This window comes from Flavobacterium sp. DSR2-3-3, assembly GCF_049896585.1.
Taxonomy (GTDB): Bacteria; Bacteroidota; Bacteroidia; order Flavobacteriales; family Flavobacteriaceae; genus Flavobacterium.
In genome coordinates, this window is record NZ_JAFCUP010000010.1 from 1 (window position 1) to 15,973 (window position 15,973).

At 33.9% G+C, this 15,973-nt stretch carries 15 protein-coding genes; 9 read left to right on the forward strand and 6 right to left on the reverse strand.

From position 1 onward, the window contains the following. Nucleotides 1–587 precede the first annotated feature (587 nt). Nucleotides 588–1,265: a DUF4294 domain-containing protein gene (locus ACP7AQ_RS12980; RefSeq protein ID WP_426095761.1), complete on the reverse strand. Its 678-nt coding sequence runs from the start codon at nt 1,263–1,265 to the stop codon at nt 588–590. A gap of 82 nt (nt 1,266–1,347) precedes the next feature. Between ACP7AQ_RS12980 and ACP7AQ_RS12985 the strand changes: the two genes are divergently transcribed. Further along, the gene (locus ACP7AQ_RS12985; RefSeq protein ID WP_426095762.1) at nt 1,348–2,436 is read left to right on the forward strand and encodes a M42 family metallopeptidase; all 1,089 of its coding nucleotides are present in this window, start codon (nt 1,348–1,350) and stop codon (nt 2,434–2,436) included. 175 nt (nt 2,437–2,611) lie between these two features. Further along, a complete protein-coding gene (locus ACP7AQ_RS12990; RefSeq protein WP_426095763.1) occupies nt 2,612–3,067 on the forward strand; it encodes a DUF1801 domain-containing protein in 456 nt (151 codons plus the stop codon). Between the two features lie 60 nt (nt 3,068–3,127). On the opposite strand, the gene ACP7AQ_RS12995 is transcribed toward ACP7AQ_RS12990, so the two are convergent. The 3 genes from ACP7AQ_RS12995 to ACP7AQ_RS13005 all read right to left on the reverse strand — a co-directional run bounded on the left by ACP7AQ_RS12995 (nt 3,128) and on the right by ACP7AQ_RS13005 (nt 7,402). Next, a complete protein-coding gene (locus ACP7AQ_RS12995) occupies nt 3,128–4,081 on the reverse strand; it encodes a phosphoribosylaminoimidazolesuccinocarboxamide synthase (protein ID WP_426095764.1) in 954 nt (317 codons plus the stop codon). Between the two features lie 110 nt (nt 4,082–4,191). Beyond that, the gene (locus tag ACP7AQ_RS13000) at nt 4,192–6,540 is read right to left on the reverse strand and encodes a prolyl oligopeptidase family serine peptidase (RefSeq protein ID WP_426095765.1); all 2,349 of its coding nucleotides are present in this window, start codon (nt 6,538–6,540) and stop codon (nt 4,192–4,194) included. Nucleotides 6,541–6,589: 49 nt separating this feature from the next. Then, the gene (locus ACP7AQ_RS13005; RefSeq protein ID WP_426065202.1) at nt 6,590–7,402 is read right to left on the reverse strand and encodes an HAD family hydrolase; all 813 of its coding nucleotides are present in this window, start codon (nt 7,400–7,402) and stop codon (nt 6,590–6,592) included. A 197-nt stretch (nt 7,403–7,599) separates the two neighbouring features. On the opposite strand from ACP7AQ_RS13005, the gene hmpA reads away from it, so the two are divergent. Together hmpA and ACP7AQ_RS13015 are read left to right on the forward strand one after the other, a co-directional pair. Further along, nucleotides 7,600–8,802, forward strand: a complete 1,203-nt coding sequence (gene hmpA, locus ACP7AQ_RS13010; protein ID WP_426095766.1) for an NO-inducible flavohemoprotein — start codon at nt 7,600–7,602, stop codon at nt 8,800–8,802. 11 nt (nt 8,803–8,813) lie between these two features. Further along, the gene (locus ACP7AQ_RS13015; RefSeq protein ID WP_426095767.1) at nt 8,814–9,239 is read left to right on the forward strand and encodes an Rrf2 family transcriptional regulator; all 426 of its coding nucleotides are present in this window, start codon (nt 8,814–8,816) and stop codon (nt 9,237–9,239) included. Between the two features lie 46 nt (nt 9,240–9,285). On the opposite strand, the gene ACP7AQ_RS13020 is transcribed toward ACP7AQ_RS13015, so the two are convergent. Both ACP7AQ_RS13020 and ACP7AQ_RS13025 read right to left on the reverse strand, forming a co-directional pair. Further along, nucleotides 9,286–10,236, reverse strand: coding sequence for a PhoH family protein (locus ACP7AQ_RS13020; RefSeq protein ID WP_426065197.1), 951 nt, complete (start codon nt 10,234–10,236; stop codon nt 9,286–9,288). Between the two features lie 22 nt (nt 10,237–10,258). Further along, nucleotides 10,259–10,783 carry a hypothetical protein gene (locus tag ACP7AQ_RS13025; protein ID WP_426065196.1) on the reverse strand — a complete coding sequence of 175 codons (525 nt, stop codon included), beginning with the start codon at nt 10,781–10,783 and terminating at the stop codon, nt 10,259–10,261. Between the two features lie 122 nt (nt 10,784–10,905). Between ACP7AQ_RS13025 and ACP7AQ_RS13030 the strand changes: the two genes are divergently transcribed. The 5 genes from ACP7AQ_RS13030 (at nt 10,906) to dnaN (ending at nt 15,764) form a co-directional block, all read left to right on the forward strand. After that, nucleotides 10,906–11,733, forward strand: coding sequence for an SAM hydrolase/SAM-dependent halogenase family protein (locus ACP7AQ_RS13030; RefSeq protein ID WP_426065195.1), 828 nt, complete (start codon nt 10,906–10,908; stop codon nt 11,731–11,733). A 50-nt stretch (nt 11,734–11,783) separates the two neighbouring features. Then, complete coding sequence (locus tag ACP7AQ_RS13035; RefSeq protein WP_426065194.1) at nt 11,784–12,080, forward strand: putative quinol monooxygenase; 297 nt, start codon at nt 11,784–11,786, stop codon at nt 12,078–12,080. A 51-nt stretch (nt 12,081–12,131) separates the two neighbouring features. Then, nucleotides 12,132–12,857 carry a gliding motility-associated ABC transporter permease subunit GldF gene (gldF, locus tag ACP7AQ_RS13040; protein WP_426095768.1) on the forward strand — a complete coding sequence of 242 codons (726 nt, stop codon included), beginning with the start codon at nt 12,132–12,134 and terminating at the stop codon, nt 12,855–12,857. Continuing rightward, entirely contained in the window at nt 12,857–14,542 is a 1,686-nt protein-coding gene (gldG, locus tag ACP7AQ_RS13045; RefSeq protein WP_426095769.1) for a gliding motility-associated ABC transporter substrate-binding protein GldG, read from the forward strand. Before gldF ends, gldG begins: the two co-directional genes overlap by 1 nt. 103 nt (nt 14,543–14,645) lie before the next feature. Then, a complete protein-coding gene (gene dnaN, locus ACP7AQ_RS13050) occupies nt 14,646–15,764 on the forward strand; it encodes a DNA polymerase III subunit beta (protein ID WP_426095770.1) in 1,119 nt (372 codons plus the stop codon). The last annotated feature ends 209 nt before the right edge of the window (nt 15,765–15,973 follow it).

Below are 15,973 nucleotides of genomic sequence, written 5' to 3' on the forward strand. Positions count from 1 at the left end.
TACACCCTTTATTGGGTTATTCAAGCTTTTTAAACACTTTTTTTTGACCTTTTCTTAACTTTATCTTTAACTAACTGATATCATGTTTTTTGAAAGAACAAGTTTTTTAAACAAATCTAAAATCTAATATACCTTAAACTCGTTTTCTTGTCAAAATCCCCTATTCCACTAATGAAAGATTACCTTCATAAGCATTGCTTTGCTTAATACATCTTTCAAAATCGAAACAGTATTGCATTATTTGTAGCTCATCAGTACCCTTTGCGACTTCAAATGTTACTTTCGTGCTATTATTCAAAAACATGATTAAACTAACTAATGGTTTTGTCCCATACATTATATAGAACTAAATTGTACTGTTACTTTTTCACTCCTATATATAAGGTAACATAATATTACTCGAAACAACTAAGAATGCTGGCTTAATAAAGTTCGCGTTAGGGATAGCAGCGAAAAGCCCGCAGGCTCGCCTTTTTTTGGCGGGACGAGGACTTGAAGCGAATAGCCCGACTCCTTATATAAAGAGAGGCAACTACCCACTTAGATAATTGCCTCTCTTTATATAAGGTGGAACGCACAAATTAAAATTATTTTTTTAGGTTTTCAGCTCTGGACTCCCAAGAATCGGTTAGATTGTTATAATCAACTGGTTTTGCCGGATTTTGATTTTGCAATCTTCCAGAATCAAATGCTCGAGCTAATATAGTTTCTATCAGATAGTCTTCGTTAACATCAAAAGGCGCATACTTTGTTTTTAAATTGATGTCAAACATACTAGCCGCCGTATTCGACCAAAATGCTTTCCAGCCACTTTTGAGGTTTTTAACCAATTCAAAAGTTGTAGTGCCAGTTTGACGATGAATCAATTTAACTAATATTTGACCTTGTTTGCGGGAAAGCTTTTTGAGCTTGGCTTCAAATTCATCACTCAAATAACTTTCTACTATTTTAAAGTATCTTTTTTTCTCTTTATTTGTTTTAAGGTTTGCCATTCCTTTATTAAGAATGGTCAATCGCTCCGAAGCTAGTTTTGCATAAGGATAAGTTTTATAAACCCGACTTTGAAGTAATAAAAATTGCTTTCTTGCTTCGGGATCCGTTTTTCCCTTATATATTATTATTTCTGGTAATTGAATGGTGTCATTAAGAATCAATTCGTCATCTTCTAACTCGTACCCCATCTTTGTAGTATCCTGTGGGATTACCTGTGCGTTAACAAACATCGTGGTAAATAGAAAAAACAACAAAAATTTAATTAGCTTCATTTAGGGAAATTTTATTGTCAAAATTATACATTAAATACGCAACTGTAATGCCAAATTTATAATTTAGCAAAAAAATAATTTTATGAGTACAAAATCAATATTAAACAAGTCATCACTTGAGTTTTTAGAAAATTATCTTAATAATGCCTCGCCTACAGGATATGAAAGTGGTGGACAGAAATTATGGATGGATTATTTGAAACCTTTCGTTGATACTTTTATAACGGATACCTACGGTACAGCGGTAGGGATTATAAATCCCGATGCACCTTATAAGGTTGTAATTGAAGGTCATGCTGACGAAATTTCATGGTACGTAAATTACATTACGGATGACGGATTGATCTATGTGATTAGAAATGGTGGTTCAGATCATCAAATTGCCCCTTCAAAACGTGTCAATATTCATACTAAAGCAGGAATTGTAAAAGGTGTTTTTGGGTGGCCCGCCATTCATACACGAATGAGAGACAAAGAAGAAGTAGCAAAAGTTGACAATCTATTCATTGACATTGGTTGTGAAACCAAAGAACAGGTTGATAAAATGGGTGTTCATGTTGGTTGTGTAATTACATATCCTGATGAATTCATGATTTTGAACGAAAATAAATTTGTTTGCCGCGCGATTGATAATCGTATGGGTGGATTTATGATTGCCGAAGTGGCTCGATTGCTACACGAAAACAAAATAAAACTTCCTTTTGGATTGTATATTACTAATTCGGTTCAGGAAGAAGTGGGACTTCGTGGTGCTGAAATGATTACTACAACCATCAAACCCAATGTAGCAATTGTCACTGATGTATGCCATGACTCCACTACTCCAATGATCGACAAGAAAATTGAAGGGGAAACCAAAATTGGTAAAGGCCCAGTGGTTACGTATGCGCCCGCGGTTCAAAATAATTTGAGAGAATTAATTTTAGAAACTGCTATGGCTAAAGAAATTCCATTCCAGCGATTGGCTTCTTCACGCGTTACCGGTACCGATACCGATGCTTTTGCATACAGTAATGGTGGCGTTGCCTCGGCTTTGATATCGTTGCCGTTACGTTACATGCATACCACGGTTGAAATGGTGCATCGTGACGATGTTGAAAATGTGATTAAATTAATTTATGAAACCTTATTGAAGTTGGAAAACGAAGAAACATTCTCTTATTTTAAATAGTTTTAGGAGCTAATCCCGCTATCCGTTTTAATCTTTCTAGTCCTGAACTTGTTTCAGGATCCTGAAACAAGTTCAGGACTAGAAAGTATTTCCACTTTTATCGGGGCTAAAAAACCGCAATTCAAAATTATGAATTGCGGTTTTTTTGTTAACTTTACTCAAACAATGCTTAAAAATGCAATCAACCTCCACATCAATCGACGTCTATTTAGAAGAAATCTCCGTAGAGAAAAAGGATTCTTTTGCTAAACTTCGAGAAAATATTTTAGAAAATATTCCAAACGGTTTTGTTGAACAAATGTCATACGGCATGATTGGTTATGTAGTGCCACATTCTATTTATCCTAGTGGCTATCATTGTGACCGAAAACTACCGTTACCTTTTATTAATATTGCATCACAGAAAAATTTCATCGCGCTGTACCACATGGGGATTTATGCCAATCCGGAATTACTGAAGTGGTTAATAAAGGAATACCCAAAACATAGCGCCCAAAAATTAGACATGGGAAAAAGTTGCATCCGATTTAAGAAGATGGACCAAATTCCGTTTGAATTAATTGCAGAACTCGTCCAAAAAATGTCGGTTCAAGAATGGATTACCTGTTATGAATCAGTAGTAAAAAAATAAAAAAACCGCTATTCAAAATTATGAATTGCAGTTTTCTATTTTACTTTTTTCTAAAAATAATTATCTATTGGCTAAATATTCTAAAACATTTTTCTCGATTCTTTCGTCTATGTTACTGATGTCAGCTTTTACAAATTTCTCCCCTAATATATTTTCAAATAATTCGATGTATCTTTCAGAGACAGTTTCAATGTATTCGTCAGTCATATCAGGTATTTGTTGTCCTTCTAATCCTTGAAAACCATTTTCGATTAACCAACGACGAACAAACTCTTTTGATAATTGTTTTTGCTCCTCACCTTTGTTTTGACGTTCTTGATATCCTTCAGCATAAAAATAACGAGAAGAATCCGGCGTATGAATTTCGTCAATCAAGACAATTACCCCTTCTTTGGTTTTTCCAAATTCATATTTGGTGTCAACCAAAATCAAACCACGACTGGCTGCAATTTCACTTCCTCTTTCGAATAAATCTCTTGTAAATTTTTCTAAAACCACATAATCTGCTTCAGAAACAATTCCTCTTGATAAAATATCCTCACGAGAAATATCCGCATCATGTTCTCCGTTATCCGCTTTGGTAGTCGGCGTAATGATAGGTTCTGGGAATTTATCATTTTCTTTCAAGTAATCGGGCATTGTTACGCCGCAAATTTCTCTTTCACCAGTAGCATATTCTCTGGCAGCATGACCTGAAAGATAGCCGCGGATTACCATTTCCACTTTGAAAGGCACACATAAATGGCCCACAGCAACATTAGGATCAGGAGTTGCAATTAACCAGTTTGGAACAATATCCTCCGTCAATTCCATGAATTTAGTAGCAATTTGGTTTAGAATTTGACCTTTATATGGAATTCCTTTTGGCAAAACGACATCAAAAGCTGAAAGCCTGTCAGTTGCTACCATAACCAAAAGTTCATCATTGATATTGTACACTTCTCTTACTTTACCGCGGTAAACAGATTTTTGGTTTGGAAAATTAAAATCAGTAGTTGTGATGGTGTTGCTCATTATACTAGTTGTGTGTATGTGTTTATTTTTGTTCTTGCAAATTTATAACTATTTCACAGAGTTACGCAAAGAAAAGAACGGAACTCTTTCATAAATTTTTATGTCTAAAACTATTTTTTAAGCAATGTATTGTTGAATAAATTTAAGATTCGACTGTATTCATCAACCCAGGAATAGGTTTCTTTAAAACCATGAGCTTCAACGGGAAAACTAGATAAGCTCCATTTTTTCTTCCCTAATTCGATAAAACGCTGAGACAACCGAACAATATCTTTATATTCAACATTGTCATCTACCATTCCGTGAAGCATCAATAAATCTCCTTCTAAATTATTAGCAAAATAGATTGGTGAACTTTTCTTGTAAGCATCTGGATCCGTTTCTGGGAAATTAAGAATGTTTCCGGTGTAGCCATGATTGTAATGCGCCCAATCAGTTACGGAACGCAATGCAGCACCCGAAGCAAACTCTTTTGGAGTAGTTAACATTCCCATCAACGTGATGAAACCGCCGTAAGAACCGCCATAAATCCCAACTTTTGACGCGTCGATTCCGTAATTTTCGACTAAGTATTTCTTGCCGTCTATTTGATCTGTTAAATCTTTTCCACCCATAAAACGGTAAATTCCTGTTCTAAAATCACGTCCATATCCATCGCTCCCCCGATAATCAATATCTAAAACAGTATAGCCTAAATCGACCAATAAATTGTGAAACATGTATTCTCTATGATATGTACTCCAATAGTTGTGCGCGTTTTGCAAATAACCGGCACCATGAACAAACAAGACAGCGGCTTTATTCGCATTGGCAGTTTGCGGTTTATACAATCTGGCATTTACAGAAGTTCCATCCTGTGCTTTAAAAGTAATTACTTCCGGTTCACGCCAAGAATATCCTTTAAAACTTTCCGATGTGGAAGACGTTATCTGATTTAAGTTGGTATTCTTTTTATTGGGCGCTACATACAATTCCCAAGGTTTATTTTTATACGAGTAACGAACCAATAAAGTTTTTTCGTCTGGAGACAAACTTACTTCATGAGCACCATCTTTGGTTAAAATTGGTTGTAAAACCGGATTTCTAACTTCTAATTTATAGAAATTTCTGTTTCCTGGATGCGTAGTCGTAGTGGTCAAATAAAAAGAGTTTTTATCTTTTGACAAACTCACGTTGCGCACTTCCCAATTTCCTGTGGTTAACTGTGTTTTCTTTTTTGACTTCAGGTTATAGGAATATAAATGAGAATAACCGGTTTCTTCCGATTGAAAATAAATGGTTTCATTGTCTCCCAAAAACCCCAGTGTTCCCCTTCCATATGAATTAGACGGAATTCCGGGTCCGCCAATCCAAGCTTCATCATGTTGATGGTCTAATTCCTGAAAAGTTCCTTGCTCTAAATTCAAACTTACAATCCATCGGTCTTTGTTATCCTGACTTCTTATTTCGGAAATAGCGTAAGAGCCATTTTCATTGTAAATAGGTTCCTGAACTACAATTAGTTTATTCTTTTTTTCTGTCGTTTTTGATTTTTCATACAGTTCAAAATATTTAGGAACATCCTGAATGTGGCTTAATGTTGAAAAATTTACGAAATAAACAGAATCTTTGGCAATATCATACACTCCAAATTTGGTTGGCAACAAATTAACTAAAGAAACTTTCTCCTTAGTATCTTCAATTTGATTGTAGCCATCAGCAGTTATGAAAAGTTCCATTTTCTCACTTTTACGTTCTAAATCTTCTATTAATCTGAAGGTGGCGAAGTTTCCTTTTGGATCCACTTTTAAGCTTCCAACGGTATTTTTTCCATAATAATAAGGCTTTGGAAAATCAGATTTTGTGGTTTTTGCTTTCGCCAAATTCCATTTTTTCAGTGCTTCCTGATCTTTAATAAATTGGAATAATTCCTCTTGTTGGCTTTTCAAAAAAGATTCTTTATCATTGGCTTTCTCATCCAACTTTCCTTTACGAAAGTTCGTGATTTGAATGACAGATCCTTCATTAGTATTGAACTGAAAAAGATTTTCATTTTGTCTGAAATAAAGCACTCCTGGCAAAGAACCCATTTGCAAATTAGCAATCGGACTGCTTTGTTGGTATAATTTTTTTGAGTTTTTATTTTTTAAAGAATAAGAAAATAATCTTCCTTTATCGATGTAATAATATAAATCTGGATTAGTTGTTTTTTTTAAATCTAGTTTTGAAAAAGCAGCTTCATTTGGAGATGCTAATTCTGGTTTTGACAATCCAATTTTCCAAAAATAAGTACTTGTGCCCAATTCATTGTTTGGATTCCAATCAAAATAAACTTTCTGTCCATCTAGCGACCATCTTTCATTCTCTGGTTGCGCACCAATGAAAGCATTACCTTTCATGATTTCTTCCAGTTTTAGCGTTTGACTTTGAATTGTTAAGGAAAACAAAATACAGATAACGAAGATTATTTTTTTGTTCATTTGGTTTTAGTTTTTTGTGTAAAGCGGAAAATATGGTTAGTTAAAAAAATTAATTATTTAATAGTAATTGCGCAATATATTTTGCAACTCCTTCATTATCATTAGTCATGATGACTTCCAAATGAGAAAGTTTATTTTTCAAACTATCAGGTGCATTCCCCATTACTACGCCTTTACCGGAAGAATTAAGCATGTTTTCATCATTGTAACCGTCACCAAAAGATAATGCTTGCTGAAAAACAAAATTTTCTAGTTCCAAAATTTTGGCAATGGCAACACTTTTATCTACAGATTTGTCCATAAATTCTAAACAAAGCGGAAGACTAAAAGCATGGCTAAAAAGTCCGGTATGATTCTCTAAAATTCGATCTCTTAACTCTATTAATTTTGAATGTCGATCGTGCGTGAAAAATACTTTTATAGCACTCAAATCTTCTACGTTTTCAAAATCGACGAGTTCTGGATGATAATTTACTTCTGGTTGAAACTCATTTAATTTTTCATTGTGCTTGTTCGTTTGCCACACATTTTCTCTGAATAATACAGTTGTAATTTCAGGATCAATATCTAAAGACAAAACGGATTTAACAGCCTCACTTTCCATATTAAAAGAGAAAAGCAGTTCTTTCTCAGGGGAATGTATCCGAGCTCCATTTGAGGTAACCAGATAAAGAGGCACATTCAATCCTGCTACAATCGGCATTGCATCTAAGTGATGACGACCAGTTGCAATAATTATTAGGTAATTTTGATTGTGGAGTTCTTGAAATACGGTTTTGGTGTATTGGGATATTTTGTGATCTGAATTAAGTAAAGTTCCGTCTAAATCGCTTATTACGACTTTTATTTTTTCTTGTAGCATCTTTCGTTTTTCACTGTCATTTTTAATATTTTCAAATTTATTCAATTTTAGAGAGAAACGCAAAAATTTATAAAAAGTTTAGGTTAACCTTTCATGACAATATTTTAAAAAATACATTTAAAACACATTGTTGCATTTAAAATACAACAATGTAAAAATGATTGCTATCTTTGTAAAAATTAAAGTAAAATAAAGTCATGAATGCAAGTCAAAAAAAATTAATAAAAGCAACTGTTCCAATTTTAAGAACAAATGGAAATGATTTGATATCCTATTTTTATCAAAGAATGCTATCCAACAATCCAGAGCTGAAAAACATTTTTAACATGGCAAATCAAGCTAGTGGTAAACAACAAAATGCTTTGAGTGGAGCTGTTCTTGCTTATGCTGAAAACATAGAAAATCCTACGGTTTTGATCAATACATTAAAATTAATTGGAAATAAACATGTGAGTTTAAATATTCAACCAGAGCAATATGACATTGTTGGAAACCATTTAATTGGATCGATAAAAGAAGTATTAGGTGATCTCGCAACAGTAGAATTAATTGAAGCCTGGACCTGTGCTTACAATGAATTGGCTCAAATAATGATTAGTATTGAAGCTGAAATGTATCAAAAAACAATTAATAAAAAAGGAGGCTGGAAAGGCTGGAGAACCTTCATAATCTCCAAAATTGTGAAAGAAAGCGACGAAATTAATTCATTTTACCTTAAGCCGGAAGACAACAAAGAAATTGCTGATTTCTATCCGGGTCAATATATATCTGTGAGTGCTTTTATTCCTGAATTAGGTTATAAACAGCCTAGACAATATAGCCTGTCATCTTCTTCCAATAGTGAATATTATAGAATTTCGGTAAAAAAAGAAATCAGTCAAAACACAACTCCTGATGGAATTGTTTCCAATGCACTACATAACAAAAACGAAGGTGACATGATTGAAGTTAGCGCACCAGCGGGGGTGTTTTTTGCAGATCCAGAGGCAAAAAATCCTTTGGTATTGGTTAGTGGCGGTGTTGGACTTACTCCTATGATGAGTATGGTAGAAACCAATAAAAATTCACTTCAAAAAAATCGAACAGTTTGGATTCACAGTTGTCGCAATGAAAATGTTCATGCTTTTAAAGATACTATCGAAGAATTAAACAACGAAAATGAGTGGTTAACTTCTTTCGTTTTTTATGAAACTTTACCCGAATCAGAAACAAATGCTATCGAAGGAAGAATCGATTTGCATCAAATTAAAGAAGAAATCCTTATTGAAGATGCAAAATATTATATTTGTGGACCGGCTATTTTTATAAAAGTTCAATATCAATCTTTGGTCGCACTTGGTGTAAATAGAGAAAATATACTTTACGAAGAATTTGGTCCCCAATTATTAAGTCTTAATTAGTAAATTTTAATATGAAATTGAATCACTTTACCGATTTTAGTATGCGCGTTTTGATGTATTTAAATCAAAAAAATGATACTCCCCAAAGTTCTTTAAATGATTTAGCAAATACTTTTAAAATTTCGCGTAATCATCTTATTAAAGTGGTTCAATTCTTATCGGCAAACCAATTAATTCTAACCAAAAGAGGAAAGAATGGCGGAATAATGATTTCGGAGAGAGCAAAAGAAATTCGCTTAGGCGATTTAATTCACCTATTAGAACAAGACGATACACCAATCGTCAATTGTGATTCAAAGCCTTGTATTTTTCAATCACACAATTGCAAACTAAAATCGTTGTTCAATATCGCTTATCAGGCTTTTATTGAAAGCTTAAATCAGTACAAACTTTCTGATATAGAATTCAAAACTTGGAGCACTATGTTTCAAGATTAATAAAAAAATTACAAAAGGAGGCTTTGTGAAAAAGCCTCTTTTTGTTTTAATCATTATTCTCAATCATTTTATAGGCGTCAATTACTTTTTTAACTAATCGGTGTCTTACTATGTCTTTATCATCCAGATATATAATTCCAATTCCCTCAACGTCTTTCAAAACCAATAAGGCTTCTTTGAGTCCGGAAATGGTTCTTCGTGGTAAATCGACTTGGCCTGGGTCACCAGTAATCATGAATTTAGCACTTTTTCCCATACGGGTAAGAAACATTTTCATTTGGGAATGTGTAGTATTTTGGGCTTCGTCCAAAATTACAAAAGCATGATCAAGTGTTCTTCCGCGCATGAATGCCAGTGGTGCTATTTGAATAATTCCCTTTAAAATATAATCTTCCAGTTTTTCATTAGGCAACATATCGCGCAAAGCATCATAAAGAGGTTGCATATATGGATCCAGTTTTTCCTTCATGTCCCCTGGAAGAAAACCAAGGTTCTCCCCTGCTTCTACCGCTGGACGTGTGAGTATAATACGTTTGACTTGCTTTTCTTTCAGCGCTTTAACGGCCATGGCAACTCCGGTATAGGTTTTTCCGGTTCCGGCAGGTCCAACGGCAAAGACCATATCATTTTTTTCCATGGTATCCACCAACAATTGTTGATTGGGTGTCATTGGTTTAATGATTTTTCCACCTACACCGTGCACTAATATTTTATCCTGTCCTTGAAATTTTCTGTCTTCCTGTACATCACCAAGAATAACACGCTCTATTACATTATTATCAATGTTATTGTATCTTGAAAAGTGCACCATTAATCGTTGAAAACGTTTTTCGAACTCGTCTAAAACTTCTTTTTCTCCAAAAGCTTTTAAAGTTGTTCCCCGAGCGACGATCTTTAATTTTGGGTAGTATTTTTTAATTGTTTCAAGATGAGTGTCTTGAGCGCCCCAAAAGTCTTTTGGAGCGATGTCTATGAGCTCGATTATTCTTTCGTTCAAATGAAGTTGTTTTTAGATTATTTTAATTTAAAGTCAATCGCAATCCAATTCCGTTTGAATTGGTAATTAAATCCAGTTTTTGATTATCGAATTGGTTGTATGCATTGGTGTTTTGATTGTTATATTCAGTAACCACATTTTTAATCTTTTTCGAAAAACCAATCTTGACAGGAATGGCTATTATGACTGCTGCAACACCTAAATAAGTCAATACATTTGGATAGGTTTTCTCCGTTTGCAGATCATAATACCCACCGCCAACAGGAACTGCGGTCATTCCAGATGCAGTAACTCCATAAATTAAATCAGCAGTCAAAAATCCCAAACCACCAATTAATAATATATTTCCAACTGTTTTCTTTGTTCTTCCGGCATTATAATCTGTCAATAATTTTTCGTTGTTTGCCAGTAATTCCCGGACTTGATTGGGGGAAATTTTTTGGTTTTCGGAATTTAAAGTAGTGCCGTTGGACTTGTAAACTAGTTTTTGTGAATACGATTGTAAGCTACAAAAGAAAAGAAGAAGAAAAAATAGTGGTTTGATCATGTTTCCTGTTTAAATTCAAATTAAAAAATTCTATTTAAATAAAGCTCAAAATACTTTAGCTTTGCGTTTCTCAAATTTAATGAAAATTAGGTTTACAAAACACCAATAGTTTAAACAAATTTATGTCAATAATTACCCTAACTACCGATTATGGCTTGAAAGACCACTTTGTAGGTGCGCTGAAAGGGAAAATTTTGTCTGAGTATTTCGAAGCAAAAATTATTGATATTTCACACGAAATAGACCCATTCAACACGTTAGAAGCCAGTTACATTATTGGAGCATCGTATGCGAGCTTTCCAAAAGGAACGGTTCATCTTATAGGAGTAGATATGGAATCCAATAAAGAGAATCAGCATATTGTGATGCAATGGAACGATCATTATTTTATTGCCGCCGATAATGGGATTTTAAGCATGCTGTCGCAAAAAATTGTTCCGCAAAAAGTGGTGGCGATTAACATACACGATCGTTTACCGAGTGAAGGTACGGATCTGGATGTATTTGTAAAAGTAGCCTGTCATTTAGCCAAAGGGGGATTGATGAATGTCATTGGTAAAGAAATCAATACGATTAAGCACGTTACAAATCTGCAAGCCACAATTTCAGAAGATGGGAATTCACTGAAAGGAAATGTAATTTACATAGATCATTTTGGGAATGTAATTACCAATATCTCTAAAAAATATTTTATTGCAGTTGCGAAAGGAAGGCCGTATGAAATTGTTCTGAAAACTAAAAACATCAAAACAATTTTGCCGAATTATTCAGCGATTGCGAGTTCTGAAAAATATCCGATTAAATCGTATGAAGGCGAAAAATTAGCCATTTTCAACGAAGCCGGTTTTCTTGAAATTGCAATTTTTAGAAGCAATCCTTCTAAAGTTGGTTCTGCTAATAGCTTGCTGGGATTGAATTATAGAGATATAATAAATATAGTATTCAGATAGCAGTGTTCAGTAATCAGTTTAAAAATCATAAATCGTTAATCAAAAATCTAATGTTTGTACGAATAGTAAAATTGAGTTTTCACGAGGAACATATTCCTGCATTTTTAGAAAACTTTGAGTTAATGAAAGATAAAATACGAAATGCGCCCGGGAATCGTTTCTTAGAATTGTATCAGGATAAAAACAACCAAAGCATTTTCTTTACTTACAGTTATTGGGAAACTGAAGCCGATTTAGAAAATTACAGGAATTCTGAACTTTTTTACGATGTTTGGACATTCACCAAGAAATTATTCAACGATAAACCGGAAGCTTGGAGCGTAAATAAATTAGTAAGTTTAGAATAATCAGTATTCAGTTTCAAATCAACGAATTAACAAATCAACGAATTAACATAAATGAAATCAATAGTATTACGAGAGATAAAATCCTTTTTCGGTTCGCCAATCGGCTACTTAGTTATTGCCATTTTTCTAATTATTAATGGATTGTTTCTTTGGGTTTTCGAAGGAGATTATAACATTCTGAATACCGGTTTTGCTGATTTGACTCCGTTTTTTACCTTGGCACCATGGATATTAATATTCCTGATTCCCGCGGTGACGATGCGCAGTTTTTCGGATGAAAAAAAACAAGGAACGTTAGAATTATTGCTGACCAAACCATTGAGTATTTGGCAAATTGTTAATGGAAAATTTCTTGGTGCTTTGCTTTTAATTGTAATGGCAATTATCCCAACATTTATTTATGTAGCCGTTATTTCTAATTTAGGAATGCCCGAAGGTAATATCGATATGGGAAGCGCCATTGGCTCTTATTTTGGATTATTATTTCTGATTGCATCCTATTCGGCCATTGGAATATTCACTTCAACATTATCTGATAATCAAATTGTGGCTTTTATTATCGCAGTATTTTTATGCTTCTTTTTCTATTTTGGATTTGATGGTTTAGCTTCTGTTGTTCCAAATTGGTCTTCCATAATTGCTTCATTAGGAATGCAAGATCATTTTAAAAGCATGAGTCGAGGCGTATTAGATACCAGGGATATTCTTTATTTTACTAGCATAACCGTTGTCTTTCTTTCATTTACTGTTTATAATCTAAAATCGTTCAAATCGTAATGACAACTTCAAAGAAAAATAACCTAAAAGCAGTGTTGATTATCCTAGCAATTGTACTGCTAATAAATGTACTAGGAAAATCCTTTTTTCATCGTTTTGATTTAACAAAAGACAATAGATACACTCTTTCCTCTGCTTCTTTGAATATCATAAAGCAAGTCCAAAATCCGTTGTCTATTAAAGTATATCTACAAGGTGATTTACCGGCTGAATTTATGCGGTTACAGCAAGAAACGAAACAAATGCTGGAAGAATTTCAAGCGTATAATAGCAATATTATTTTTGAATTTGTAGATCCATTGGAGAACAAAGACACCAGCATGGACAATATTAAAGAGTTGTATCGAAAAGGGCTTACGCCAATAAACATAACCGTTGACGATAAAGGAAAGCAGTCCCAAGCGATGGTTTTTCCCTGGGCAATTGCAGTTTATAACAATAAAGAAGTTAATATTCCCTTGTTGAAAAACATTATGGGCGCGACAACAACCCAGAAAGTTATTGGATCTGTTCAGCACCTTGAATACTCAATCGCCGAAGGCTTGAATAAGATTACGAAAGCCAAACAGAAGAAAATCGCTGTTATCAAAGGAAATGGTGAATTGCAAGATATTTTGATGGCTAAATTTCTGTTACAAGTACGCGAAAGTTACCATATCGGTCCTTTTACTTTAGATTCGGTTGCCAAAAATCCTGTTGGAAGTCTAGAAGCTTTAGAAAAATATGACTTGGCTATTATTGCAAAACCCACTGAAAATTTTACAGATGCGGAGAAACAAGTTTTGGATCAATTTATCATCAATGGTGGAAAAACATTATGGCTGATTGATCAAGTTACGGCAGAAATGGACAGTTTATACGATTCATCCGGAGCAACTTTGGCCTATCCAAAAGATTTGAATTTGAATGATATGTTCTTTAAATACGGAATTCGAATTAATCCTGATTTAGTAAAAGACGAACAAGGAAGTCCCATAAAACTGGCCACCGGAGAACAAGGAAGTGCCACTCAATTTCAGGAATTCAACTGGAAGTTTGCGCCACAAGTGTATCCAAACAGTTTGCATCCAATTGTGAAAAATTTAGGCGGAATCAAATTTGATTTTGCCAATCCTATCGATACTTTAAAAAACGGAATAAAGAAAACTATTCTGTTGGAATCGTCACAATATTCGAAAAAAATAGGAACACCATCAGAGATTAATCTTAACATCGTTGCCGAAGAAACGGCACCAAACGATTATTTAAACAAAGGAAAAATTCCACTTTCGGTTTTATTGGAAGGTTCGTTTCGCTCGATGTTTGAAAATCGAGTGTTGCCATTTGAACTAAAAACATTTCAAGCCACAGGACAAAAGAACAAGATGATTGTGATATCAGATGGGGATTTGATAAAAAACCAATTGGATAAAAACTTTCAACCGATAGAATTGGGTTACGATCAAAGGTCCGGAAATTTATATGATAATAAAGATTTCCTAATAAACTGTGTCAATTACCTATTGGATGATACCGGACTTATTAACATTCGAAGTAAAGATCTTGATTTACCTTTATTGGATAAAGAAAAAGTTTTTGAAAATTACACCCGAACACAAATCCTAACTATCGGGCTTCCAATTCTTATTTTGGCGCTTTTTGGTGTCGTATTTACTTTCCTTAGAAAAAGAAAATACAGCAAATAGATGTTAATAAAAAAGTTTCGAAACTAAAATTGTTTACGATATATTTGTAAAAAGTATCGTATTTCGAATTTAAAGAAATACCTTAAAAAATAAAAAAAAACAGATGAAATTTATAGTATCAAGTTCGTACTTATTGAAGCAATTACAAGTTTTAGGTAATGTAATCAACAGTAATAATACTTTGCCTATTTTAGATAACTTTTTATTTGATTTAGACCATAATGTGCTGACGGTTTCTGCTTCTGATTTAGAGACAACAATGTCTGCTACTTTAGGAATTGATTCAGAAAGTAAAGGAAGCGTTGCTGTTCCTGCGAAATTACTTTTGGAAATCCTTAAAACGTTCCCTGAACAACCGCTAACTTTTACAGTTGAAGAAAACAGTACGATAGAAATCAGTTCTAATTCTGGAAAATATGCTTTGGCTTATGCTCCTGGAGACGAATTTCCAAAATCAGTAAATTTAGACGATCCATCTGTAACGCTTGTTCCTTCTGATGTTTTGGCAACAGCCATTAGCAAAACTATTTTTGCAGCAGGAAACGATGATTTGCGTCCTGTAATGTCAGGTGTATTCTTCCAGTTTTCGCCACAAGGATTGACTTTTGTTGCCACTGATGCGCACAAATTAGTAAAATATGCGCGTACAGATGTAACGGCTTCTCAAGTGGCTGATTTCATTATGCCAAAAAAACCTTTAAACATCTTAAAAAGTATTCTTGGCACTTCAGATGCTGAAGTAAAAATTGAATACAACGATTCGAATGCTACTTTTTCTTTTGACAATTATGTTTTAATGTGTCGTTTAATTGATGGAAAATATCCAAATTACGAAGCGGTAATCCCAAAAGAAAATCCAAATAAATTAATGATTGACCGTTCTCAATTTTTGAGTTCTGTACGTCGTGTTGCTATCTTTTCGAACAAAACTACACACCAGATTCGTTTGAAAATCGCTGGTGCTGAATTGAATGTTTCTGCTGAAGATATTGATTACTCCAATAAAGCTGAGGAAAGATTGACTTGTGATTATCAAGGTGATGATATGCAAATAGGGTATAATTCTCGTTTCTTAACTGAAATGTTGACTAACTTGCAATCGGATATGATTATGCTTGAAATGTCATTGCCAAACAGAGCTGGAATTCTAACTCCTGTAGACGGATTAGAAGAAGGTGAAACGGTAACGATGCTTGTAATGCCAGTAATGTTGAACAGTTAATTCAATTTAAAAATACGCTATTAACCAAACCATTTTTATATTTAAAAAAACCGTCCCGATAAATCGGGACGGTTTTTTGCTTTTATTCATTTCTCTTTATGTCATTCTGACAAAGGAGAAATTTCATATCGTTTTTTCTCACCGCAATGATTAACTTTGATTGCTCATGTTATTGGGTTTGCTTCGTTTCTCGCAAAGACAAATTGAAA